At 74.0% G+C, this 21693-nt stretch carries 22 protein-coding genes; 16 read left to right on the top strand and 6 right to left on the bottom strand.

The features are described from left to right. Positions 1 to 23 precede the first annotated feature (23 nt). From AB2L28_RS09635 to AB2L28_RS09680, 10 genes are all read left to right on the top strand, one after another. Positions 24 to 1073, top strand: coding sequence for an NAD-dependent epimerase/dehydratase family protein (locus AB2L28_RS09635; protein ID WP_370718543.1), 1050 nt, complete (start codon positions 24 to 26; stop codon positions 1071 to 1073). Next, on the top strand, positions 1070 to 1615 hold the full coding sequence (locus tag AB2L28_RS09640; RefSeq protein ID WP_370718544.1) for a dTDP-4-dehydrorhamnose 3,5-epimerase family protein: 546 nt from the start codon (positions 1070 to 1072) through the stop codon (positions 1613 to 1615). The genes AB2L28_RS09635 and AB2L28_RS09640 overlap by 4 nt, the downstream gene beginning before the upstream one ends. Beyond that, positions 1612 to 2901 (top strand): NAD(P)H-dependent oxidoreductase, encoded by a 1290-nt coding sequence (locus AB2L28_RS09645; protein ID WP_370718545.1) that lies wholly within the window; start codon positions 1612 to 1614, stop codon positions 2899 to 2901. Before AB2L28_RS09640 ends, AB2L28_RS09645 begins: the two co-directional genes overlap by 4 nt. 97 nt (positions 2902 to 2998) lie before the next feature. After that, positions 2999 to 3871 carry a Rossmann-like and DUF2520 domain-containing protein gene (locus AB2L28_RS09650; protein WP_370718546.1) on the top strand — a complete coding sequence of 291 codons (873 nt, stop codon included), beginning with the start codon at positions 2999 to 3001 and terminating at the stop codon, positions 3869 to 3871. Continuing rightward, positions 3868 to 4740: a pantoate--beta-alanine ligase gene (panC, locus tag AB2L28_RS09655; protein WP_370718547.1), complete on the top strand. Its 873-nt coding sequence runs from the start codon at positions 3868 to 3870 to the stop codon at positions 4738 to 4740. The genes AB2L28_RS09650 and panC overlap by 4 nt, the downstream gene beginning before the upstream one ends. A 43-nt stretch (positions 4741 to 4783) precedes the next feature. After that, a complete protein-coding gene (lysS, locus tag AB2L28_RS09660; RefSeq protein ID WP_370718548.1) occupies positions 4784 to 6298 on the top strand; it encodes a lysine--tRNA ligase in 1515 nt (504 codons plus the stop codon). 44 nt (positions 6299 to 6342) lie between these two features. After that, on the top strand, positions 6343 to 6558 hold the full coding sequence (locus tag AB2L28_RS09665) for a hypothetical protein (RefSeq protein WP_370718549.1): 216 nt from the start codon (positions 6343 to 6345) through the stop codon (positions 6556 to 6558). A 121-nt stretch (positions 6559 to 6679) separates the two neighbouring features. After that, positions 6680 to 7033 (top strand): histone-like nucleoid-structuring protein Lsr2, encoded by a 354-nt coding sequence (locus AB2L28_RS09670; protein ID WP_370718550.1) that lies wholly within the window; start codon positions 6680 to 6682, stop codon positions 7031 to 7033. A 257-nt stretch (positions 7034 to 7290) separates the two neighbouring features. Further along, the gene (locus AB2L28_RS09675; RefSeq protein ID WP_370718551.1) at positions 7291 to 8262 is read left to right on the top strand and encodes an ATP-binding cassette domain-containing protein; all 972 of its coding nucleotides are present in this window, start codon (positions 7291 to 7293) and stop codon (positions 8260 to 8262) included. Continuing rightward, positions 8259 to 9104, top strand: a complete 846-nt coding sequence (locus AB2L28_RS09680) for a hypothetical protein (RefSeq protein ID WP_370718552.1) — start codon at positions 8259 to 8261, stop codon at positions 9102 to 9104. The genes AB2L28_RS09675 and AB2L28_RS09680 overlap by 4 nt, the downstream gene beginning before the upstream one ends. A 10-nt stretch (positions 9105 to 9114) precedes the next feature. Here AB2L28_RS09680 and AB2L28_RS09685 read toward each other — a convergent pair whose 3' ends face one another. Together AB2L28_RS09685 and AB2L28_RS09690 are read right to left on the bottom strand one after the other, a co-directional pair. After that, a complete protein-coding gene (locus AB2L28_RS09685; RefSeq protein ID WP_370718553.1) occupies positions 9115 to 10167 on the bottom strand; it encodes a LacI family DNA-binding transcriptional regulator in 1053 nt (350 codons plus the stop codon). Positions 10168 to 10199: 32 nt separating this feature from the next. After that, entirely contained in the window at positions 10200 to 11315 is a 1116-nt protein-coding gene (locus AB2L28_RS09690; RefSeq protein WP_370718554.1) for a citrate/2-methylcitrate synthase, read from the bottom strand. 53 nt (positions 11316 to 11368) lie between these two features. Between AB2L28_RS09690 and AB2L28_RS09695 the strand changes: the two genes are divergently transcribed. The 5 genes from AB2L28_RS09695 to arfB all read left to right on the top strand — a co-directional run bounded on the left by AB2L28_RS09695 (position 11369) and on the right by arfB (position 16893). Next, positions 11369 to 12520, top strand: coding sequence for a citrate/2-methylcitrate synthase (locus tag AB2L28_RS09695; RefSeq protein WP_370718555.1), 1152 nt, complete (start codon positions 11369 to 11371; stop codon positions 12518 to 12520). A 232-nt stretch (positions 12521 to 12752) separates the two neighbouring features. Continuing rightward, a complete protein-coding gene (locus AB2L28_RS09700; protein ID WP_370718556.1) occupies positions 12753 to 15263 on the top strand; it encodes an ATP-dependent Clp protease ATP-binding subunit in 2511 nt (836 codons plus the stop codon). A 122-nt stretch (positions 15264 to 15385) separates the two neighbouring features. Beyond that, on the top strand, positions 15386 to 15916 hold the full coding sequence (locus AB2L28_RS09705) for an amino-acid N-acetyltransferase (protein ID WP_370718557.1): 531 nt from the start codon (positions 15386 to 15388) through the stop codon (positions 15914 to 15916). After that, positions 15913 to 16407 (top strand): gluconokinase, encoded by a 495-nt coding sequence (locus AB2L28_RS09710; RefSeq protein ID WP_370718558.1) that lies wholly within the window; start codon positions 15913 to 15915, stop codon positions 16405 to 16407. The genes AB2L28_RS09705 and AB2L28_RS09710 overlap by 4 nt, the downstream gene beginning before the upstream one ends. A gap of 66 nt (positions 16408 to 16473) precedes the next feature. After that, a complete protein-coding gene (gene arfB / locus AB2L28_RS09715) occupies positions 16474 to 16893 on the top strand; it encodes an alternative ribosome rescue aminoacyl-tRNA hydrolase ArfB (protein WP_370718559.1) in 420 nt (139 codons plus the stop codon). Between the two features lie 23 nt (positions 16894 to 16916). Here the strand turns inward: arfB and AB2L28_RS09720 are convergent, their stop codons facing one another. Beyond that, the gene (locus AB2L28_RS09720; RefSeq protein ID WP_370718560.1) at positions 16917 to 17828 is read right to left on the bottom strand and encodes an iron-sulfur binding domain-containing protein; all 912 of its coding nucleotides are present in this window, start codon (positions 17826 to 17828) and stop codon (positions 16917 to 16919) included. Positions 17829 to 17901: 73 nt separating this feature from the next. Here AB2L28_RS09720 and AB2L28_RS09725 point away from each other — a divergent pair, with 73 nt between their 5' ends. Then, complete coding sequence (locus AB2L28_RS09725; RefSeq protein ID WP_370718561.1) at positions 17902 to 18585, top strand: hypothetical protein; 684 nt, start codon at positions 17902 to 17904, stop codon at positions 18583 to 18585. Between the two features lie 21 nt (positions 18586 to 18606). On the opposite strand, the gene disA is transcribed toward AB2L28_RS09725, so the two are convergent. From disA to AB2L28_RS09740, 3 genes are all read right to left on the bottom strand, one after another. Next, positions 18607 to 19686: a DNA integrity scanning diadenylate cyclase DisA gene (gene disA / locus AB2L28_RS09730; protein ID WP_370718562.1), complete on the bottom strand. Its 1080-nt coding sequence runs from the start codon at positions 19684 to 19686 to the stop codon at positions 18607 to 18609. Between the two features lie 108 nt (positions 19687 to 19794). Then, the gene (gene radA, locus AB2L28_RS09735; protein ID WP_370718563.1) at positions 19795 to 21189 is read right to left on the bottom strand and encodes a DNA repair protein RadA; all 1395 of its coding nucleotides are present in this window, start codon (positions 21187 to 21189) and stop codon (positions 19795 to 19797) included. Between the two features lie 93 nt (positions 21190 to 21282). After that, the gene (locus AB2L28_RS09740; RefSeq protein ID WP_370718564.1) at positions 21283 to 21648 is read right to left on the bottom strand and encodes a hypothetical protein; all 366 of its coding nucleotides are present in this window, start codon (positions 21646 to 21648) and stop codon (positions 21283 to 21285) included. Positions 21649 to 21693 lie beyond the last annotated feature (45 nt).

Below are 21693 nucleotides of genomic sequence, written 5' to 3' on the forward strand. Positions count from 1 at the left end.
CCCTCGAGAACCGGAGAACCGCAGTGAAGATCGTCGTCACCGGGACCGAGGGTTACCTCGGCGCCCTGCTCGCCCCGACCCTGCTCGACGCCGGCCACTCCGTGCTGGGCGTCGACACCGGCTACTACAAGCAGGGCTGGCTCTACAACGGCGTCACGGCGTCGGTCCAGACGCTGGCCAAGGACGTCCGCCACGTGAGCGTGGAGGACCTCGCCGGCGCCGACGCCGTCGTGCACATGGCCGAGCTGTCCAACGACCCGCTCGGGGAGCTCATCCCCGACGTCACCTACGTCGTGAACCACCAGGGCTCGGTCCGCCTGGCCGAGACCGCCAAGGCGGCCGGGGTCTCCCGGTTCGTCTACATGTCGAGCTGCTCCGTCTACGGCGTGGCCGAGGACACCGTCGACGAGACGTCGGCCGTGAACCCGCAGACCGCCTACGCCGAGTGCAAGGCCCTCGTCGAGCGCGACGTCGCCCCGCTGGCCGACGACGGTTTCTCGCCGACGTTCATGCGCAACGCGACGGCCTACGGCGCCTCCCCGCGCCAGCGGTTCGACATCGTGCTGAACAACCTCGCGGGTCTGGCCTACACGACCGGCAAGATCGCCATGACCTCCGACGGTTCGCCCTGGCGCCCGCTGGTCCACGGCCTCGACATCGCCAAGTCGATCCGCGCCGTCCTGGACGCCCCGCGCGAGAAGGTCCACAACGAGGTCTTCAACGTGGGCGACTCCGAGCAGGTCTACCGCGTCCGCGAGATCGCCGAGGCCGTCGGCCGCGCGCTGCCCGAGGCCGAGATCACCTTCGGCCAGAGCGACGGCGGGGACAACCGCAGCTACAAGGTGAACTTCGACAAGATCCACGCGACGCTCGAGGGTTTCTCGTGCGACTGGAACGCCGACAAGGGCGCCCAGCAGCTCGTCGACGTGTTCAAGGCGATCGACCTCGACGAGGCGACGTTCACCGGCCGCGGCCACACCCGGCTCAAGCAGCTCGAGCACCTCATCCGCACCGAGCAGCTCGACGAGGAGCTGTTCTGGCGCCTCCAGCCGACCTCGGGGATCGCCCAGTGAAGTTCACGACCACCCACATCGAGGGCGTCGCGATCATCGACCTCGAGGAGCGCGCGGACGACCGCGGGTTCTTCGCCCGGTCCTTCTGCCGCGAGGAGTTCCTCGCGGCGGGGCTGAACCCGGCGGTCGAGCAGTGCAACCTCTCGTACAACCACCAGGCCGGCACCCTGCGCGGCATGCACACGCAGGTCGACCCCGCGCCCGAGGCCAAGCTCGTGCGCTGCACGGCCGGCGCGATCCAGGACATCATCGTCGACCTGCGCCCGGACTCGCCCACGCGGTTCCAGCACGTCGCGGTGGAGCTGTCGGCGCAGAACCGCACGGCGCTCTACGTCCCGGAGTACTTCGCGCACGGCTACCTCACGCTGACCGACGGCGCCGAGGTCGTCTACCAGGTGTCCCAGAGCTACACCCCGGGCACCGAGCGCGGCCTGCGCCACGACGACCCCGACCTCGCCCTGCCCTGGGCGCGGGACGTGGCCGTCATCAGCGACAAGGACGCGAGCTGGACGCTGCTGGCGGACGGGGCGCAGCTGTCGTGATCATCGTCGACAACGCGCTCAAGCGTCGCCAGGCCGAGGGCCGCCCCATCCGGGTCGCCCTCGTCGGCGCCGGGTTCATGGGCCGCGGGTTCGTCAACCAGGTCGTGAACTCCGTGCCCGGCATGGAACTCGTGGCCATCGCCAACCGGACCGTGTCCAAGGCGCGCGACGCCTACGAGCAGGCCGGGGTCACCGGCGTGGTCGAGGCCGACGACGCCGCGGCCGTGGACAAGGCCATCGCGCAGGGCACGCCCGTCGTGTCGGCCTCCTACGAGGCCGTCGTCGACGCGGGCCGGGTCGAGGCCGTCGTCGAGGCCACCGGGAACACCGAGTACGGCGCGCACGTCGTCGTCCGGGCCATCGAGCAGGGCAAGCACATCGTCCTGCTCAACGCCGAGGTCGACGGGACCGCCGGCCTCGCGCTGCGCACCCGCGCCGAGAAGGCCGGCGTCGTCTACACCGGCTGCGACGGCGACCAGCCCGGCGTGCAGATGAACCTCATCCGCTTCGTGCGCTCCATCGGCGTCACGCCGCTGGTGTCGGGGAACATCAAGGGCCTGCAGGACGAGTACCGCAACCCGACTACGCAGGAGGGTTTCGCCAAGCAGTGGGGGCAGGACCCCTACATGGTGACGAGCTTCGCCGACGGCACGAAGGTGTCGTTCGAGCAGGCCCTCGTCGCCAACGCGGCGGGTTTCTCGGTCGAGGAGCGCGGCATGCGCGGCGCCGACCACCGCGGGCACGTCGACGAGCTGACGGCGATGTACGACGTGGACCGGCTCAAGGAGCTCGGCGGCGTCGTCGACTACGTCGTGGGCTCCAAGCCGGGCCCGGGCGTCTACGTCCTCGGGACGCACGACGACCCCAAGCAACAGCACTACCTGAACCTGTACAAGCTCGGCACCGGGCCCCTGTACTCGTTCTACACGCCGTACCACCTGTGCCACTTCGAGGTGCCGCTGACCGTCGCCCGCGCGGTGATCTTCGGCGACGCCGCGATCGTGCCCGGTGACGAGGTGAAGGTCGAGGTCGTCACGACGGCCAAGACCGACCTGAAGGCCGGCAAGGAGATCGACCGCCTCGGGGGGTACGACACCTACGGCGTGGCCGAGACGTACGCGGCGACGACGGCCGGGAACCTCCTGCCCATGGGGGTGGCCGAGGGGTGCGTGCTCAGGCGCGACGTGGAGAAGGACCAGGTCCTGACCTACGACGACGTCGTGCTGCCCCGGGGCCGGCTCATCGACGCCCTCCGCGTCGAGCAGGCCGCGCTCCTGGCGCGCTGACCCCTCGACGTCCCGGACGGCCCCGGCGGGTGCTCCCGCCGGGGCCGTCCGGCGTCCCGTGGACCGTGCGCGGGACCCGCGCGTTAGGGTCGCCGACGTGAACTCCGCGGGCAGGCTCGACGTCGCGGTCGTCGGGGCCGGGCGGGTGGGGCCGGTCCTCGGGGCCGCGCTGCGCGCCGCGGGGCACCGCCTCAGCGGCATCGCGGCCCGCACGCGCCAGGGCGCCGAACGCGTCGAGGCGCTGCTGCCGGAGGTCCCGTGGATCGAACCCGCGGACGCCTTCGCCGCCGACCTGGTCCTGCTCGCCGTCCCGGACGACGTCCTGGGCCCCCTCGTCACCGAGCTGGCGCCGAACGTGCGCGCGGGGCAGCTCGTCGTCCACACGTGCGGGCTGCACGGGCTCGGCGTCCTGGAACCGGCCGCCCGGCGCGGCGCCCTCACCCTCGCCCTGCACCCGGCCATGACCTTCACGGGCACGTCGCTGGACCTGCAGCGGTTGCTCGGCGCGGCCGTCGCGGTCACCGCACCCCCCGTCCTGGCGCCCGTCGCCGACGCGCTCGTGCGCGAGTGGGGCGCCACCCCCGTCGTCGTCGCCGACGCCGACCGCGCGCTCTACCACGCGGCCCTGGCCCACGGCTCGAACCACCTCGTCACGCTCGTCGCGCAGGCGCTCGACGCCGCGCGCGCGGCGGTGGGCCAGGACGCCGAGCGCGTCCTGCGGCCGCTGCTGCAGGCCGCTCTGGACAACGCGCTGCGCGAGGGCGACGCGGCGCTCACCGGTCCCGTCGCGCGCGGCGACGCGGGCACCGTGGCCACCCACCTGCGCGTGCTGGGCGCCCTCGACCCGGCCACCGCCGCCACGTACGCCCGGCTCGCCGGTGTCGCCGCCGACCGCGCGCAGGCAGCCGGCCGCCTGGCCACCCCCGCGGCCGCCGCGGTCCGCACCGAACTCACCGCAGGAGAACCGTGAGCACCACCCCGCCCGCCGCCCTCACCGTGGCCCGCACCCGCTCCGAGCTCGTCGCCGCCCGGGCCGGGCTGCCCGGGCCCGTCGCGGTCGTCATGACGATGGGCGCGCTGCACGCCGGGCACGCCCGCCTCATCCGCGAGGCGCGCGGCCGGGCGTCCTCGGTCCTGGTGACGGTCTTCCTCAACCCGTTGCAGTTCGGGCCGAACGAGGACCTCGCCCGGTACCCGCGCACGCTCGACGAGGACCTCGCGCTGGCCGCGGACAACGGCGCGGACGTCGTGTTCGCGCCGGGACCCGACGTCGTCTACCCCGACGGCACCCCGGGCGTCCGGGTGGCCGCCGGGCCGCTGGGGGAGGTGCTCGAGGGGGCGAGCCGGCCGGGCCACTTCGACGGCGTGCTGACGGTCGTGGCCAAGCTGCTGCGGCTGACGCGCGCGGACGTGGCGTTCTTCGGCCAGAAGGACGCCCAGCAGCTCCTGCTCGTGCGGCGGATGGTGCGCGACCTCGACCTCGGCGTCGAGATCGTCGCGGTGCCCACGGTCCGCGAGGACGACGGCCTGGCGATGTCGAGCCGCAACCGGTACCTCACCCCCTTCGACCGCGAGGTCGCCCTCGTCCTGCAGCGGGCGCTGGCGGCGGGCCGGGCCGCCGCACCCGAGGGCCCCTCGGCCGTGCGGCGCGCGGCGCGGGACGTCCTCGTCGCCGAACCCGCGGCCCGCGTGGACTACCTCGCCCTCGTCGACCCCCACGACCTCGCCGACGTGCCGGAGCACTTCCGCGGCGAGGCGCTGCTGGCCGTCGCCGCCCGCGTGGGCTCGACCCGGCTCATCGACAACACCCCCCTCGTCGTGGGTCGCCCGGTGGGCTGAGCGGGTCACGTCGCCCCCGCGGTGCCCCACTAACCTGGGGCGGGTGAACGACCAGACGCCCGACCTGCCCGAGGACGAGTTCGAGGACCTGCCCGAACAGGTCAGGGTCCGCCGCGAGAAGCGGGACCGGATCATCGCCGCCGGTGGTGAGGCCTACCCCGTCTCGGTGCCGCGGACGACGTCGCTGGCGGACCTGCGCACGCGCTACGAGCACCTCGCCCCGGGCGAGGAGACGACCGACGAGGTCGGGGTCACCGGTCGCGTCGTGTTCCTGCGCGGGACCGGGAAACTCGTCTTCGCCACGCTCCAGGAGGGCGACGGCACCCGGCTGCAGGCCATGGTCTCCCGCGACGGGGTCGGTGAGGACGCGCTCGCCGGGTGGAAGTCCGACGTCGACCTCGGCGACGTCGTCTTCGTCCACGGCACGGTCGTCTCCTCCAAGCGGGGGGAGTTGTCGGTGCTCGCCGACTCCTGGCAGATGGCGTCGAAGGCGTTGCGCCCGTTGCCGGTCCTGCACAAGGAGCTGTCGGAGGAGACCCGGGTCCGGCAGCGCTACGTCGACCTCGTCGTGCGCGAGGCGGCCCGGCAGAACGTGCGCGCGCGCTCGAACGTCGTGCGCTCGGTCCGCCGGACGCTGGAGGACCGCGGGTTCCTCGAGGTCGAGACCCCGATGCTGCAGACGCTGCACGGCGGGGCCAGCGCGCGGCCGTTCGTGACGCGTTCGAACGCGTTCGACACCGACCTGTACCTGCGCATCGCACCGGAGCTGTTCCTCAAGCGGCTCGTCGTCGGCGGCATCGAGCGCGTCTTCGAGATCAACCGCAACTTCCGCAACGAGGGGGCCGACTCGACCCACTCGCCCGAGTTCGCGATGCTCGAGGCGTACGAGGCCTGGGGCGACTACGACTCCGTCGCCGAGCTCACCCGCACGATCGTGCAGGAGGCCGCGCAGGCCGCGTTCGGCTCGCACGTCGTGACGTGGGCCGACGGCACCGAGCACGACCTCGGCGGGGAGTGGAGGTCCATCTCCATGTACCCGTCCCTGTCGGAGTCCCTCGGTCAGGAGATCACCCCGGAAACCCCGCGCGAGCACCTGCTCGCGGTCGCGGAGAAGCTCGGCGTTCCCGTCGACGCCGCCCGCTGGACCGGTGGAAAGCTCGTCGAAGAACTCTGGGAACACCGGCTCGGGGATTCCCTGGAAACGCCCACCTTCGTCCGCGACTTCCCGGTGGAGACGTCCCCGCTGGTGCGCGGGCACCGCAGCACCCCCGGTGTCGTGGAGAAGTGGGACCTGTACGTCCGCGGTTTCGAGCTCGCGACCGGGTACTCCGAACTCGTCGACCCCGTCGTGCAGCGCGCCCGGTTCGTCGACCAGGCCCGGCTCGCCGACCTGGGCGACGACGAGGCCATGCGGATCGACGAGGACTTCCTGCGCGCCCAGGAGCACGGCATGCCGCCCACGGGCGGCATGGGCATGGGCGTCGACCGCCTGCTCATGGCCCTGACGGGCCTCGGGATCCGCGAGACCATCACGTTCCCGCTGGTCAAGCCCCGCTGAGCGCCGTCCCCGGGGGCGTGCGCACCCGGACGTACCCTGGGGGCGTGGACCAACTCGCCGCACTGCTGCCCCCCGCGGGGCTGGCGCTCCTGTTCGTGCTGCTCATGCGCGCGATCCTGCACGCCGACCGCCGGGAACGGGCCGCCGCTCGGCGGGTGGAGGCCGAGCGCCCCGGTTCCGGGCCGCGTCCGGGGAGCGTTCCCGGGGGTGTTCCCGGGGAAGGGGCGGCGGAAAGCGGGCGCGACGACCGCCCGGCGTGAAGGGGCGACACGAAAAGCGGGATTCCGAGGGATTTGACCTGATCCCTGGAAAGCGTCAGAGTGTTCCCGACCGGCGCACCAGCGAATCGGTCGACCACGTCCTTCGAGAGGAATACCCGGAATGGCGCAGAAGGTTCAGGTCCTGCTCGTCGACGACATCGACGCCAGCGAGGCCTCGGAGACGGTGACCTTCGCCCTCGACGGGGTCAACTACGAGATCGACCTCTCGGACGAGCACGCCGCGGCCCTGCGCGACGCTTTCGCCCCGTGGGTGGGGCACGCCCGCCGCGTCGGCGGCCGCGCCAGCTCCGGTCGGCGTTCATCCGGCGCGTCCCGCCCGGCGGCCAAGTCCTCGGACGGGCCCGAGCGCGACACGGGCGAGGTCCGCACCTGGGCCCGCGAGAACGGCTACACGGTCTCCGACCGCGGCCGCATCTCCGCCGAGATCCTCCAGGCGTTCGACGCCGCCCACTGAGGCGGACCCCGCCTCGCAGGATGCAGGGCCCGACCACCGCACCGGTGGTCGGGCCCTGCGTCGTCCCGCCGGTGCTGCGGGTGGACGCGGGACCGGGCGGGACCATCCCTCCGCCCGAGGGCCGGTGCACCCATCGGTGGATGCGCCCGGGCGTGACGGTGCGTGAGGATCGAGGCGTTCGGCTGCGGTGGTCCCCGGCGACGGGGGCCGCCGGGCGACCCACCCGTCCACCACCCGCCACCACGAAGGGGCACCCCATGATCGAGGCGGTCGGCCTGCGCAAGGTCTACGGCAAGAAGGTGGCCGTGCACGACCTCAGCTTCACCGTGCGCCCGGGCATCGTCACCGGGTTCCTCGGGCCCAACGGGTCCGGCAAGTCGACGACGATGCGGATGATCGTCGGCCTCGACCGCCCGACCGCCGGTCAGGCGCTCGTCGACGGCAAGCCGTTCGCCGCCCACCGCGCCCCGTTGTCGACCGTCGGGGCCCTGCTGGACGCCAAGGCCGTCCACACGGGGCGCTCGGCCCACAAGCACCTGCTCGCGATGGCCGCCACCGCCGGCGTCCCGCGCTCGCGCGTCGACGAGGTCGTCGACCTCGTCGGTCTGCGCGAGGTGGCCCGCAAGCGGGCCGGCGGGTTCTCCCTCGGGATGGGGCAGCGCCTCGGCATCGCCTCCGCCCTGCTGGGGGACCCCTCGACCGTCCTGTTCGACGAACCCGTCAACGGCCTCGACCCCGACGGCATCCTCTGGATCCGCAACCTCATGAAGGAGCTCGCCCGCCAGGGCCGGGCCGTGTTCGTGTCCTCGCACCTCATGAGCGAGATGGCGCTGACGGCCGAGCACCTCGTCGTCATCGGCAAGGGGCGGCTCATCGCCGACGAGTCCGTCAAGGCCTTCGTCGACCGCGTCCAGCCGCGCGGGGTGACCGTCCGGTCCCCGCAGGTCGAGCAGCTGCGCGAGCTCGTCGCCGCCGAGGGCGGTCAGCTGGCCGCGATGGACGACGGCAGCTTCGACGTCCGCGGCCTGAGCGCCGAGAGCATCGGGGACGCCGCCGCCCGTCGCGGCGTGGCCCTGCACGAACTGACCACCGTCAAGGCGTCGCTGGAGGAGGCCTTCATGGAACTGACCGCGAACGCCGTCGAGTACCAGGCGCAGGGGCCGGCCGGGGGTGGACCGCTCACGGTCCCCGAACCGTCCGGTCGCGCCCGCGAGGAGGTCGCCCGATGAGCACCGCGACGTCGTCGGCGCAGCCGCTGGAGCAGTACCGCGCACCCGAGCACCGGGTGACGTTCGGCGGGCTGGTCCGCTCGGAGTGGATCAAGTTCTGGAGCGTGCGCTCCGTCGTCGTGACGATGGTCGTCTCCTTCGCCGCGATCGTCGGCATCGGCGTCCTGACGTCGTTCGCGACGCGGGCCGTGCTGTCCTCCGCCGAGGGCGGGCAGGCGATGGCCGCGCAGGGGTTCGACGGGGTCGGGGCCAGCCTCACCGGTGCCCAGCTGGGCACGCTCGTCGTCGCCGCGGTCGGGGTCATCGTCATCGCGGGGGAGTTCTCCACCGGCATGATCCGCACGTCCGTGGTGACCGCCCCGCGCCGCCTGGGGATCATCGGGGCGAAGGCCGTGGTGCTCGCCGTGAACGTCGCCGTCGTCACCGGGGTGGCCGTGCTCCTGGCGTTCCTGCTCGGTCAGGCCGTGCTGGACACCCGCGACCTCGGCGTCTCCCTCGGGGACGACGGGGTGGCCCGGGCCCTGCTGGGCAACGTCGCGATGCTCGTCGGGGTCGCGCTCGCCGGCCTCGGGGTCGGCGCGCTCATCCGGAACGCGGCGGGCGGCATCTGCACCGTGGTCGCGGCCGTCTTCGTGGTGCCGCTGCTGCTCCTGCCGGTCCCGGAGTCCTGGGGCGGGGACCGCATCCGCGAGTTCTGGTTCAGCAACACCTACCTGAACGCCACCACCGTCACCCAGAGCGACGGCTACCTGTCGGCCGGGACCGGGTTCGGCGTGTTCGTGATCTGGGTCGCGGTCCTGCTGGGCCTGGGGGCCCTCGCCCTGCGCAGCCGGGACGTCTGAGCGGGCCCCGTCAGGCCGAGGAGGCCCGGACGACGAGTTCGGGCGGGTAGACGACCTGCCGGTCGGGCAGCACGACCGGCGGGTCGTCCCGCACGTCCACCGTGCGCACCCCCGCGACCCCCTCGGTGGCCCGTCGCAGCAGCAGCTCGACGGCCGACCGGCCGAGCAGGCCCGTCGGCTGCCGCACGGACGTCAGCGGCACGGTCGCCGCCGCCGCGAAGTCGATGTCGTCGTAGCCGACCAGGGCCAGGTCCCCGGGGACCCGCATCCCCCGCCGCGCGACCTCCTGCAGCACCCCGAGCGCCAGCAGGTCGTTGAGGCAGAACACGGCGGTGGGCCGGTCCGGCCGGCCCCAGGAGTCGAGGGTGGCCCCGACCGCCCGCCCGTTCTCCAGGTGCATGGCGGGGACCTCGACCTCCACGAGCGTCCCCGGTGGCAGGCCGGCCTCGGCCACGGCCCGGCGGGCGCCGGTGATCCGGTGCTCCACCTGCACGAACCCGCGGGGACCGCCGACGACGGCGATGCGCCGGTGGCCCGCCGCGAGCAGGTGCGCCACGGCCAGCCGGCCGCCCTCGACGTCGTCCACCGACACCGACGGGGTCGCCCCGTCCGGGTCGCTGCGGTCGAGCAGCACGAGGGGCACCTCCAGGCGGCGCAGCTCGGCCAGCCGCTCCTGCGAGGTGTCGACGGGGGACAGGGCGATCCCCGCCACGCGCTGCTGGCGCAGCACCTCCAGGTGCCGGCGCTCGCGGGCGAGGTCCTCGGCGCTGCTGCACAGCAGGAGCGTGTGCCCGCCGGCCTCGGCCGTCAGCTCGGCGCCGCGGGCCAGTTCGGTGAAGAACGGGTTGGCGATGTCGAGCACGACGAGGGCCAGGAAGCGGCTGCGGCCCATCCGCAGCTGCCGGGCCGACTCGTTGCGGACGTAGCCCAGCGCCTCGATGGCCTCCTGCACGCGGAGGCGGTTGACCTCGGTGACGGTCTCGGGACGGTTGAGGACGTTGCTCACGGTCCCGATGGAGACACCGGCCCGGGCGGCGACCTCCTTGATGCTCACTGCGGTCACGGTCGGATGCTAACCCAAAAGTTCTAGATACATCACGGTCCGTGAAGGCCGCGGACACGGAACCGCAGGGCCGGGGCGCGGTACTCCTCCAGGGCGTGCGCGACCCACCCGGCCGTCCGGGCGACCGCGAAGACGAGCTCCCCGGCGTGCGGCGGCAGCCCCCGGCTCAGGGCGTGCGCGGCCAGCGCCAGGTCGACGTTCGGGTAGGCACCCGCGCCGTGGGTGCGCAGCACGTGCACGAGCAGGACCGGCAGGGCCCGCGCGACCTCCCCCGGGGGCAGGGCGTCCAGCAGGGCGTCGGCCCGCGGGTCGGCGCTCGTGTGCACGACCGTCCCGAACCCCGGCGGCACCCGGCCGTCCAGCCCGGCGAGCACCGCCGCGGGGCCGTCCTGCAGCACCCGGTCGAGGAACCGGTGGGCTCCCACCGGGGCGCCGGCGTGCAACGGCCCGTCCGCCGCCCCCAGCGCCGCCGACAGCACGGCCGGCAGCGGCGCCCGCGCGCTGGCCGCGACCCGCGCCGCCACCGTCGAGACCGCGAGCCCGTGGTCGGCCAGCAGGACCAGCGCCGGTCCCCAGCCACCGGGCGCGCCCAGCACCTCGTCGAGGGTCGCGGCGACCCCGCCCCCGCGGTCCAGGACGGCCGAGAGCAGCGGTTCGGGGTCGAGGTCGGGGTCCGGGCGGGAGGGGAGCAGGGCCCCCGCCGCGGCGACGGCCACGCGCAGCCGCGCGGCCGGCCGGGTGCCCGTCGGCAGCGCCCGCAGGACCGCGTCGACCCCGGCCGCGAGGGCCGGGTCGGGCGCGAACGGGCCCGGGTGCGCCGTCCCCGTCCACAGCAGGCGGGCGACGGCCTCGAAGGAGTGCGTGCGGGACAGCGCGACCGCGTCCTGGCCGCGGTAGCGCAGCCGGTCGTCGTCGAGGGAGGTCAGCTCGCTGCGGACCGTCTCCACCGCCCCCAGCGGGCGGCCCCGGCCCCGGGCGGCGAGGGCCTCGACCTCGGCGGCCTCGAAGAGGCTGCCGCCCGGCGTGCGGTGCGCGTGCAGCAGCCCGCGGCTGACGTAGGCGTACAGCGTCGCGCGCCGCACCCCGAGCCGGTGGGCCGCCTCGGCCGACGACAGGGTGGGGGCGGGTGACGGCGCGGGTGGGGCCACGGTTGATCGGATCAACGTTGACCCGCACCGGTCAAGGTCCGGACGCTCCGGGCATGGACGCACCCACCACCACCACCTCCGCCGGCGACGTGCCCGCGGGTCTGCGCGGCGTCGTCATCACGACCACCGAGCTCGGCGACGTCCGCGGCGAGGAGGGCTTCTTCCACTACCGGCAGCACTCCGCCGTCGACCTCGCGCGGACGCGGACCGTCGAGGACGTCTGGTTCCTGCTGCACCGCGGGCACCTGCCCTCGGCCGCCGAGCTGGCCGCCTTCCGGGCCGAGGTCGCCCCGCTGCGGGTCCTGCCCCCGGCGCTCGCCGACGTCCTGCCGGCGCTCGCGGCCGCGGGCGGCTCGCCGCTGGCCGGGTTGCGGACGGCGCTGTCCCTGCTGGGGGCGGCCGAGGGGGCCGGCCCCGTCCTGGACCTGACCCCGGAGCAGCGGGCGGCCGACGCGCTGCGGGTCTGCGCGCTCGTGCCCACGGTGCTCGCCGCGCTGCACCGGACCCGGGCCGGGCTGCCGGTCGTGGCCCCGCGGGACGACCTGGACGCGGCGGGGAACTGGCTGTGGATGCTCACCGGGACCCCGGCGCCGCAGGCCCACGTCCGGGCCCTGCGGCGCTACCTCGTCGCCACGGTCGACCACGGCTTCAACGCGTCCACCTTCACCGCCCGCGTCGTCGCCTCCACGGGCGCCGACGTCGTCGCGGCGGTCGTGGCCGCCCTCGCCGCCTTCTCCGGCCCGCTGCACGGCGGGGCGCCGGACCGGGCCCTGGCCGCCCTCGACGAGATCGGCCACCCCGACCGCGCCGCGGGCTGGGTGCGCGACCAGCTCGCGGCCGGGCGCCGGGTCATGGGCTTCGGCCACGCCGTCTACCGCACGGCCGACCCGCGCTCGGTGCTGCTGCGCGAGACGGCCCTGGAGCTGGGCGGGGAGCTGGCCGAGCGCGCCGTGGCGGTGGAGGATCGGGTCGTCGCGGCGCTGGCCGAGCTCAAGCCGGGCCGGGCGCTGCACGCCAACGTGGAGTACTACGCCGGGGTCGTGCTGGCCACGTGCGGGGTCGAGCCGGGGCTGTTCACCCCCACCTTCGCCACGAGCCGGGTCGTCGGCTGGTGCGCCCACGTCCTGGAGCAGGCCGCGGACCCGCGCATCATCCGGCCCTCGGCGCGCTACACCGGGCCCGCCGCCCCGGTGCCCGTGCCCTGAGCCGGCGCCGCGGACCGTTGCGCCGACGGCGAACGAAGTGGCGGAACACCCCGTCCGGAGCGCAGGTTGGTCAGGACAACCGGGTCAGGACCAGTTCACGACCGCCGTCAGGTGCCCTCCGGCGCCGCCGGTGGGAGTGAGAGTGTCACAGCTCGGGACTAGCATCGGAATGGTCCGGTCGGGGGACTCCCCCCCGAGCAGTCCGGACTCGACCACCCGCGAGGAGCGCCGCATGTTCGAGAGGTTCACCGACCGCGCCCGACGGGTCGTCGTCCTGGCCCAAGAAGAGGCCCGGATGCTCAACCACAACTACATCGGGACCGAGCACATCCTGCTCGGCCTGATCCACGAGGGTGAAGGCGTCGCCGCCAAGGCCCTCGAGTCGCTGGGCATCTCCCTGGACGCCGTCCGCGAGCAGGTCCAGGAGATCATCGGCCAGGGCCAGCAGGCCCCGTCCGGTCACATCCCCTTCACCCCCCGCGCCAAGAAGGTCCTCGAGCTGTCGCTGCGCGAGGCGCTGCAGCTGGGCCACAACTACATCGGGACCGAGCACATCCTGCTCGGCCTCATCCGCGAGGGTGAGGGCGTCGCCGCCCAGGTGCTCGTCAAGCTCGGCGCCGACCTCAACCGGGTGCGTCAGCAGGTCATCCAGCTGCTGTCCGGGTACCAGGGCAAGGAGCCCGCGACGGCCGGTGGCCCGCAGGAGGGCACCCCCTCGGGGTCGCTGGTCCTGGACCAGTTCGGCCGCAACCTCACCCAGGCCGCCCGCGAGGGCAAGCTGGACCCGGTCATCGGCCGCGACCCGCAGATCGAGCGCGTCATGCAGGTCCTGTCGCGGCGCACCAAGAACAACCCGATCCTCATCGGGGAGCCGGGCGTCGGCAAGACCGCCGTCGTCGAGGGGCTCGCGCAGTCCGTCGTGCGCGGCGAGGTCCCCGAGACGCTCAAGGACAAGCAGATCTACACGCTCGACCTCGGCGCCCTCGTCGCCGGCTCGCGCTACCGCGGCGACTTCGAGGAGCGCCTGCGCAAGGTCCTCAAGGAGATCCGCACCCGCGGCGACATCATCCTGTTCATCGACGAGATCCACACCCTCGTGGGTGCCGGTGCCGCCGAGGGCGCGATCGACGCCGCGAGCATCCTCAAGCCGATGCTGGCCCGCGGTGAGCTGCAGACCATCGGGGCGACGACCCTCGACGAGTTCCGCAAGCACATCGAGAAGGACCCGGCGCTGGAGCGGCGCTTCCAGCCCATCCAGGTCCCCGAGCCGACGCTGCCGCACGCCATCGAGATCCTCAAGGGCCTGCGCGACCGGTACGAGGCGCACCACCGCGTCTCCATCACCGACGCCGCCCTGGTGGCCGCCGCGACGCTGGCCGACCGCTACGTCAACGACCGGTACCTGCCGGACAAGGCGATCGACCTCATCGACGAGGCGGGCGCGCGACTGCGCATCCGCCGCATGACCGCACCGCCGGACCTGCGCGAGTTCGACGAGCGCATCGCCGACGTCCGCCGCGAGAAGGAGAGCGCGATCGACGCGCAGGACTTCGAGAAGGCGGCCTCCCTGCGCGACAAGGAGAAGAAGCTCCTGGCGCAGAAGGGCGAGCGCGAGAAGCAGTGGAAGTCCGGTGACATGGACGTCGTCGCCGAGGTGGACGAGGAGCTGATCGCCGAGGTGCTGGCCACCGCGACGGGCATCCCCGTCGTGCGCCTCACCGAGGAGGAGTCCTCGCGCCTGCTCAACATGGAGGCCGAGCTCCACAAGCGCGTCATCGGGCAGAACGACGCGATCAAGGCGCTCTCGCAGGCCATCCGCCGCACGCGGGCCGGCCTGAAGGACCCCAAGCGCCCCGGCGGGTCGTTCATCTTCGCCGGCCCCACGGGCGTCGGGAAGACCGAGCTGGCCAAGGCCCTCGCGGAGTTCCTCTTCGGCGAGGAGGACGCGCTCATCCAGCTCGACATGAGCGAGTTCTCCGAGAAGCACACCGTCTCGCGCCTGTTCGGCTCCCCCCCCGGTTACGTCGGGTACGAGGAGGGCGGCCAGCTCACGGAGAAGGTGCGCCGCAAGCCGTTCTCCGTCGTCCTGTTCGACGAGGTCGAGAAGGCCCACCCGGACATCTTCAACTCGCTCCTGCAGATCCTGGAGGACGGTCGCCTGACCGACTCCCAGGGCCGCATGGTCGACTTCAAGAACACCGTCATCATCATGACGACGAACCTGGGGACGCGGGACATCTCCAAGGGCGTCGGCACCGGGTTCGCCGCGGGGTCGCAGACCTCGCAGACGAACTACGACCGGATGAAGTCGAAGGTCAACGAGGAGCTGAAGCAGCACTTCCGCCCGGAGTTCCTCAACCGCGTCGACGACATCGTCGTGTTCCCGCAGCTCACCCAGGAGGAGATCGTCCAGATCGTCGACCTGTTCGTGAAGCGGGTCGACGAGCGCCTCAAGGACAAGGACATGGGCATCGAGCTCACCCCGACCGCGAAGGTGCTGCTGGCCACCAAGGGCTACGACCCGGTCCTGGGGGCGCGTCCGTTGCGGCGCACCATCCAGCGCGACATCGAGGACGTCCTGTCCGAGAAGATCCTGTTCGGCGAGCTGCGCGCCGGCCAGATCGTCTCGGTCGACGCCTCCGGCGAGGGCAAGGACGCGACCTTCACGTTCGAGGGGACGTCCAAGGAGGACCTGCCGGTGACCGTCCCCATCGGTGACGGCGGCACGAGCGCCGACGACTGACCCACCCGGTCCGCACGCGCGACGGCCCGGCACCCCTCGGGGTGCCGGGCCGTCGCGCGTTCCCGACCGGCTCCGTCACGGGCTCCCGCGGGTGCGCCGGGCCCGTCTGGGAGGATCACCGGGTGCCGAGCTCCGAGGTCCACCCCCAGGTCCGGGTCCGTCCCGCCCGGACGGGGGACGTCCGCGCCGTCCGCGACCTCGTGGAGCAGTACGCCCGCCAGCGCATCCTGCTGGGCAAGGAACTCATCACCCTGTACGAGGCCGTCCAGGAGTTCGTGGTCGCGGAACTGGACGGCCGCGTCGTCGGCTGCGGTGCCCTGCACGTGCTGTGGGAGGACCTGGGGGAAGTGCGCACCCTCGCCGTCGACCCCGCCGTCCGGGGCGCCGGCGCCGGGCACCACATCCTCGCGGCGCTCCTGCGACGGGCCGACGACCTGGGCCTGACCCGGCTGTTCTGCCTGACGTTCGAGAAGGCCTTCTTCGAACGGCACGGGTTCGTCGAGATCGAGGGGACCCCGGTCGAGCCGGAGGTCTACGCCGAGATGCTGCGCAGCCACGACGAGGGGGTCGCGGAGTTCCTCGACCTGGCGCGCGTGAAACCGAACACGTTGGGCAACAGCCGGATGCTACGTCTGGCAGGAGGAGGGGCATGAGCACGACCGTCATCGTCATGGGGGTCTCGGGCAGCGGGAAGACGACGCTGGCCCAGGACCTGTCCACGGCCCGGGGCTGGACGTACGCCGAGGGCGACGACTTCCACAGCCAGGCCAACGTCGAGAAGATGCGGTCGGGGCACCCCCTGACCGACGAGGACCGCTGGCCGTGGCTGCGCTCCATCGCCGCCTGGATCGGTGAGCGCGAGGCGGCGGGGGAGTCGGCCGTCGTCACCTGCTCCGCGCTCAAGCGCGCCTACCGGGACCTGCTGGCCGAGGGCAACCCCTCCGTCGTCTTCTGCGAGCTGAAGGTGCCCGACGAGGTGCTCCAGGACCGGCTCACCCACCGCGAGGGCCACTACATGCCCGCCTCGCTCCTGCGCAGCCAGCTCGACACCCTCGAGGACCTGCAGCCCGACGAGCAGGGGTTCCGGGTCCAGGTGCAGGACGGTCCCGCCCAGGTCCTCGACGAGGTGCTGAGCCACCTGTGAGCCACCTGTGAGCTGGCGGTCGCCCGCGGTGCCGGTCGTCGGCGTGAGGACGGCGTAGGCGCGGCCGTGGACCTCGTCGTCAACCGCCGCCTCACCGTGCCGGAGGCCGAGCTGCACGAGCGGTTCTCCCGGTCCTCCGGCCCCGGTGGGCAGGGCGTCAACACGACCGACTCCCGCGTGGAGCTGTCCTTCGACCTGCTCCGCTCGCCGTCGGTGCCCCACGACCTGCGCGTCCGCGCCCTCGAACGGCTCGAGGGGCGGCTCGTCGACGGCGTCGTCACCGTGGCCGCCTCCGAGCACCGCGCGCAGCTGCGCAACCGCGCCGCCGCCGCCGAAAGGCTGCGTTCCCTGCTGGCGCTGGCCGTCGCCCCACCCCCGGCCTCGCGCCGCGCCACCCGCCCCACCCGCGGTTCTGAGCGCCGCCGCCTCGACGCCAAGCGCCGGCGCGGGCAGACCAAGCGGCTGCGCCGCTCCTGCGAGGACTGACCCGGCCCGTCCCGGGGGCCGGCTCAGGTGCGGGGCAGGCAGTAGCGGCCGTCGTCGAGGGGCTCGACGAGGCCGTCGGCGACGAGGCCGTCGAGGCAGCGGGCGCGCTGCGGCGCGTCGGGCCAGCACGCCGCCAGCTCCTCGGCGGTGACGGGGTCGGCGCCGGCGCGCAGGACGGCGAGCAGCCTGCCGCGCACCTGGCGGTCCGTCCCCGCCCACGCCTGGCCGCGGCGGGCGGGCCCGTCGTGGGCGGGGCGCCCGGCGAGCACCCAGGCGCACCGGTCGAGCAGGGGGCAGTCGTCGCAGCGCGGTGATCGGGCCGTGCAGACGAGGGCGCCCAGCTCCATGACGGCCACGCCCCACCGGGCGGCCGTGGGCGCCTCGTCCGGCAGCAGGGCGACGGCGAGCCGCTGCTCGGCGGCGGTGAGCGCGGGCGCGGGTTCGGCCGCGCCCGTCACGGCGCGGGCGTGGACGCGGCGGACGTTGGTGTCCACGACGGCGTGCCGTCGGCCGAAGGCGAACGAGGCCACGGCCGCCGCCGTGTAGCTGCCGATCCCGGGCAGGGCGAGCAGCCGGGCGTGGTCGTCGGGCACCTCGCCGCCGTGCTCGTCGCGCAGCGCGACGGCGGCGGCGTGCAGGCGCAGCGCGCGGCGGGGGTAGCCGAGCCGGTCCCACGCCCGCACGGCCTCACCCGGCGCCTCCGCGGCGAGGTCCGACGGCGTCGGCCAGCGCTGCACCCACTCCAGCCACCGCGGCAGGACCCGCGCGACCGGCGTCTGCTGCAGCATCACCTCGCTGACGAGGACGCCCCACGGGGTGCGGTCGGGGGCCCGCCACGGCAGGTCGCGGGCGTGGTCGTCGTACCAGGCCAGGACGCGGGCGTGCAGGTCCCGCAGCGAGGCGGCGCCCAGGGGGGAGGCGGGGGTGGTGCTCATCGCGGTGGATCGTCGCACGGCGGCCGCGGCGCGCCTCCACCACCGTGCCCGGGTCCACGCCTACCTTCGCCCGGTGAGCAGCGTCCTGCACCCGGTCGGACCGGAGGACAAGGGCACGTACTGGCGACGACGCCTCGTGGTCGTGCTCGCACTCGTCGTGGTCGCCGTGCTCGTGGCCCTCGGCGTCCGGGCGCTGACGACCTCCGACGACGCGCAGGCGCAGGGCCCGACGAAGCTGGACCCCAGCACGGTCGCGACCACCGGCGCCACGGCCGACGCGACGACGCCGGGGGCCACCCCGACGGGCACGCCCGGCGCCACCCCGTCCGGCAGCGCCACCGCGCCGACCGCCACGACCGCGGCGGGCGCCTGCTCGGACCAGTCGCTCGCGGTCACCCTCACGACGGCGGCGACGACCTACGGCCCCGGGAAGGCGCCGAACCTCGTCCTGACGGTGGAGAACACCTCCCAGACGCCCTGCACGGTCGAGACCAGCAGCGCCGTGCGCGTCCTGACGGTCACCGACGCGAGCGGGGCGCAGGTGTGGTCCAGCGCCCACTGCCAGACCAGGGGCGAGAGCGTCACCGACCAGCTCGCCCCGGGGCAGACGCGGTCGAAGACGACGACCTGGTCGCGCCAGCGCTCCGAAGCCGGGTGCCCGACCGGTCAGCCGGCCGTGGAGCCGGGGACCTACACGGTGAACGGCACCTGGGACGGCGTCGCGGCCGCGCCCATCACCCTCGCCCTCACGGGCTGACCCGCGGCGGGCCGCCCGGCCTCAGACGTAGCGTTCGAGGATCGAGCTCTCGGCCAGCCGCGAGAGCCCCTCGCGGACGGCGCGGGCCCGCTGCTCGCCGACACCGTCGACGGTCATGAGGTCGTCGATGCTGGCCGCCAGGAGCTTCTGCAGGTCCCCGAACTGGTCCACGAGGCGTTCCACGATCGCCCCGGGCAGGCGCGGGACGCGGTTCAGCAGGCGGAAACCCTTCGGGGACACCGCCGAGTCGAGGGAGTCCCCGCCCACGGAGAAACCCAGGACGCGGGCCACCGAGGCCAGGTCCACGAGGTCGGCCGAGTGCAGGCCGGCGAGGGATTCCAGGACGACCTGCAGCGGCCCCTCGTGGCGGGAGGCCTCGAGGTAGTCGCGGACGACGAGTTCGCGGTCCGGCCCGACACCGCCCACGAGTTCGTCGAGCTGCAGGGACAGCAGCCGGCCGTCGACGCCGAGCTCCACGACGTAGCCGGAGATCTCGTCGGCGATGCGGGAGACCATCTCGATGCGCTGCACGACCGAGCAGACGTCGCGGACGGTCACCAGGTCCTCGATCTCGAGGGCGGACAGCGTGCCCGTCACCTCGTCGAGGCGGGCGCGGTAGCGCTCCAGCGTCTGCAGGGCCTGGTTCGCCCGGCCCAGGATCGCGTCGGAACCCTCCAGGACGTACCGGCGGTTGCCGGTGTAGACGGCGACGATCCGCATCGACTGCGAGACCGAGATGACGGGGAAACCCGTCTGCTTGGCGACGCGCTCGGCGGTGCGGTGGCGGGTCCCGGACTCGCTGGTCTCGATCGAGGAGTCGGGGACCAGTTGCACGGCGGCCCGGACGATGCGCGAGACGTCGCGGTCGAGGACGATCGCGCCGTCCATCTTCGCCAGTTCCCGCAGACGCGTCGCGGAGAACTCCACGTCGAGGGCGAAACCCCCGGTGGACAGGGAGTCCACGAGCCGGTCGAACCCGAGGACGATGAGCGCGCCGGTGCGGCCGCGGAGGATGCGTTCGAGCCCGTCGCGCAGCTCCGTCCCCGGCGCCACGATCGCCAACGTCGCCCGGAGGACGTCCTCGGGGGTGCGGTCCACCACCGGCCACCTCCGAACCTCGCACGTCACGGCCACGAACTCAGGCGGAGTCTAGCGGTGCGACCCGCCGGACACGGCCCACCCCGCGGGAAGAGGTTTTACGAGCGCACTTCACGGGCTCACGAGCCGGGCGGCCACGCAGGCGTCGAACAGCGTCTCGACCTCGTGGACCCGCAACCCGGCCGGCGCGGCGCCGTCGCCCAGCGACCCCTTCGGGACGATCGCCGTGGTGAAGCCCAACCGCGCGGCCTCGCTGAGCCGCCGGGGGACCCCCGTCACCCGGCGCACCTCCCCGGCCAGCCCGACCTCGCCGAGGGCGATGGTGCCCGCGGAGATCGGCCGGTCCTTCGCGGCGCTCGCCACGGCCAGCGCCACGGCCAGGTCCACCGACGGTTCCGTCAGCTTCACCCCGCCGACGGTGGCGACGAAGGTGTCGCGGTTGCCGAGCGCGACGCCGAGGCGGCGCTGCACCACGGCCAGGACCATGGCCATCCGGCTCGACTCCAGCCCGCTGGTGACGCGGCGGGCGTTGCCGGGCGTGGTGTCGGTGGACACCAGCGACTGCAGCTCCGCCAGCAGCGGCCGGCGCCCCTCCAGCGTCACCGTCACGCACGTGCCCGCCACCGGTTCCGGTGTGCCGGAGACGAACAGCCCGCTCGGGTCGGGCAGGCCCACGATGCCGTCCTCGCCCAGGTCGAAGCAGCCGACCTCGTCGGTGGGGCCGTACCGGTTCTTCACCGCGCGCAGCAGCCGCAGCCGGGAGTGCCGCTCGCCCTCGAACTGGCACACGACGTCGACGAGGTGCTCCAGGGTCCGCGGGCCCGCGATCGAGCCGTCCTTGGTCACGTGGCCCACGAGCAGCGTCGCCAGCGCCCGCCGCTTGGCCACCCCGATGAGCGCACCGGCGACCTCCCGCACCTGCGAGACCCCGCCGGCCGCCCCGTCGACCTCGCCCGAGGCGACCGTCTGCACCGAGTCGACGATCAGCAGGTCCGGGTCCGAGCGCTCGACGTGGCCCAGCACCGTCGCCAGGTCCGTCTCCGAGGCCAGCAGCAGCCGGGGTCGCAGCGCCCCGATCCGCTCGGCCCGCAGCCGGACCTGCGCCGCGGACTCCTCGGCCGTCACGTAGAGCACCGTGCGGCCCGTCGCGGCCGCGCGGGAGGCGGCGTCGAGCAGCAGCGTCGACTTGCCCACGCCCGGCTCGCCCGCCATGAGGACGACCGCCCCGGGCACCAGCCCGCCGCCGAGGACGCGGTCGAACTCCTCGACCCCCGTCGGCGTCGCGCGCGCGGCCTCGACGTCGACCTCGGCGATGGGCCGGGCCGGTTCGCGCACGGGGGCGGCGACCGTCGTGCGCACCGGCGCCGTCCCGACCTCCTCGACCGTGCCCCACGCCTGGCACTCCCCGCAGCGGCCGACCCACTTGGCCGTCGTCCAGCCGCACTCGGCGCACTTGTAGGCGGGGCGGGACTTCGCGGACGGGCGGGCGGAGCTCTTGGCGGGCACGTGCTGCACGGTAGGGGCCGGGTACGACACGACCCCCGCACCGGGGCCGGTGCGGGGGTCGGGACGGAGCGGAGGTCACCGGTCGCTCGCCGGTCAGGTGCCGTAGAGGACCTTCATGGTCGTCATGAGGATGCCGAGCGTGGCCATGACGAAGCTGGGCACGAAGGCGAGGATGGCCGCGCCGATGCTGCCGCTCTTGCGGTACAGCAGGTAGGCCGAGAACACCATGACGAGGGCGCCGACGAGGGTGAACGTCAGACCCACCGCGATCCGGCCGCCGGGGGCCGCCTCGTACGGGTCCGACCCCAGCAGCAGCAGCGGCACGACGCCGGACAGGACGAGGCCGACGACCCAGATCGCCAGCGCCGCGACCGTGCCGGCGTTGGGCTTGGGCCACCTGACGGGGTTCAGGGCCCGCTGCTCCTCGTGCTGGACCGGCGGGGTGGCGTGCGCGCTCATGCCTCCATCATCCACGCTCGGACCCCCCGGGGGCGACCCAGGTGC

The organism is Kineococcus mangrovi (assembly GCF_041320705.1).
GTDB classification, from domain to species: domain Bacteria; phylum Actinomycetota; class Actinomycetes; order Actinomycetales; family Kineococcaceae; genus Kineococcus; species Kineococcus mangrovi.

What these genes read in the sequence shown, in the direction of transcription:
- AB2L28_RS09670 (WP_370718550.1), top strand. Translation starts at nt 6,680, where the DNA reads ATGGCGCAGAAGGTTCAGGTCCTGCTCGTCGACGACATCGACGCCAGC.
- AB2L28_RS09675 (WP_370718551.1), top strand. Translation starts at nt 7,291, where the DNA reads ATGATCGAGGCGGTCGGCCTGCGCAAGGTCTACGGCAAGAAGGTGGCC.
- AB2L28_RS09680 (WP_370718552.1), top strand. Translation starts at nt 8,259, where the DNA reads ATGAGCACCGCGACGTCGTCGGCGCAGCCGCTGGAGCAGTACCGCGCA.
- AB2L28_RS09695 (WP_370718555.1), top strand. Translation starts at nt 11,369, where the DNA reads ATGGACGCACCCACCACCACCACCTCCGCCGGCGACGTGCCCGCGGGT.
- AB2L28_RS09700 (WP_370718556.1), top strand. Translation starts at nt 12,753, where the DNA reads ATGTTCGAGAGGTTCACCGACCGCGCCCGACGGGTCGTCGTCCTGGCC.
- AB2L28_RS09710 (WP_370718558.1), top strand. Translation starts at nt 15,913, where the DNA reads ATGAGCACGACCGTCATCGTCATGGGGGTCTCGGGCAGCGGGAAGACG.
- AB2L28_RS09720 (WP_370718560.1), bottom strand. Translation starts at nt 17,828, where the DNA reads ATGAGCACCACCCCCGCCTCCCCCCTGGGCGCCGCCTCGCTGCGGGAC.
- AB2L28_RS09740 (WP_370718564.1), bottom strand. Translation starts at nt 21,648, where the DNA reads ATGAGCGCGCACGCCACCCCGCCGGTCCAGCACGAGGAGCAGCGGGCC.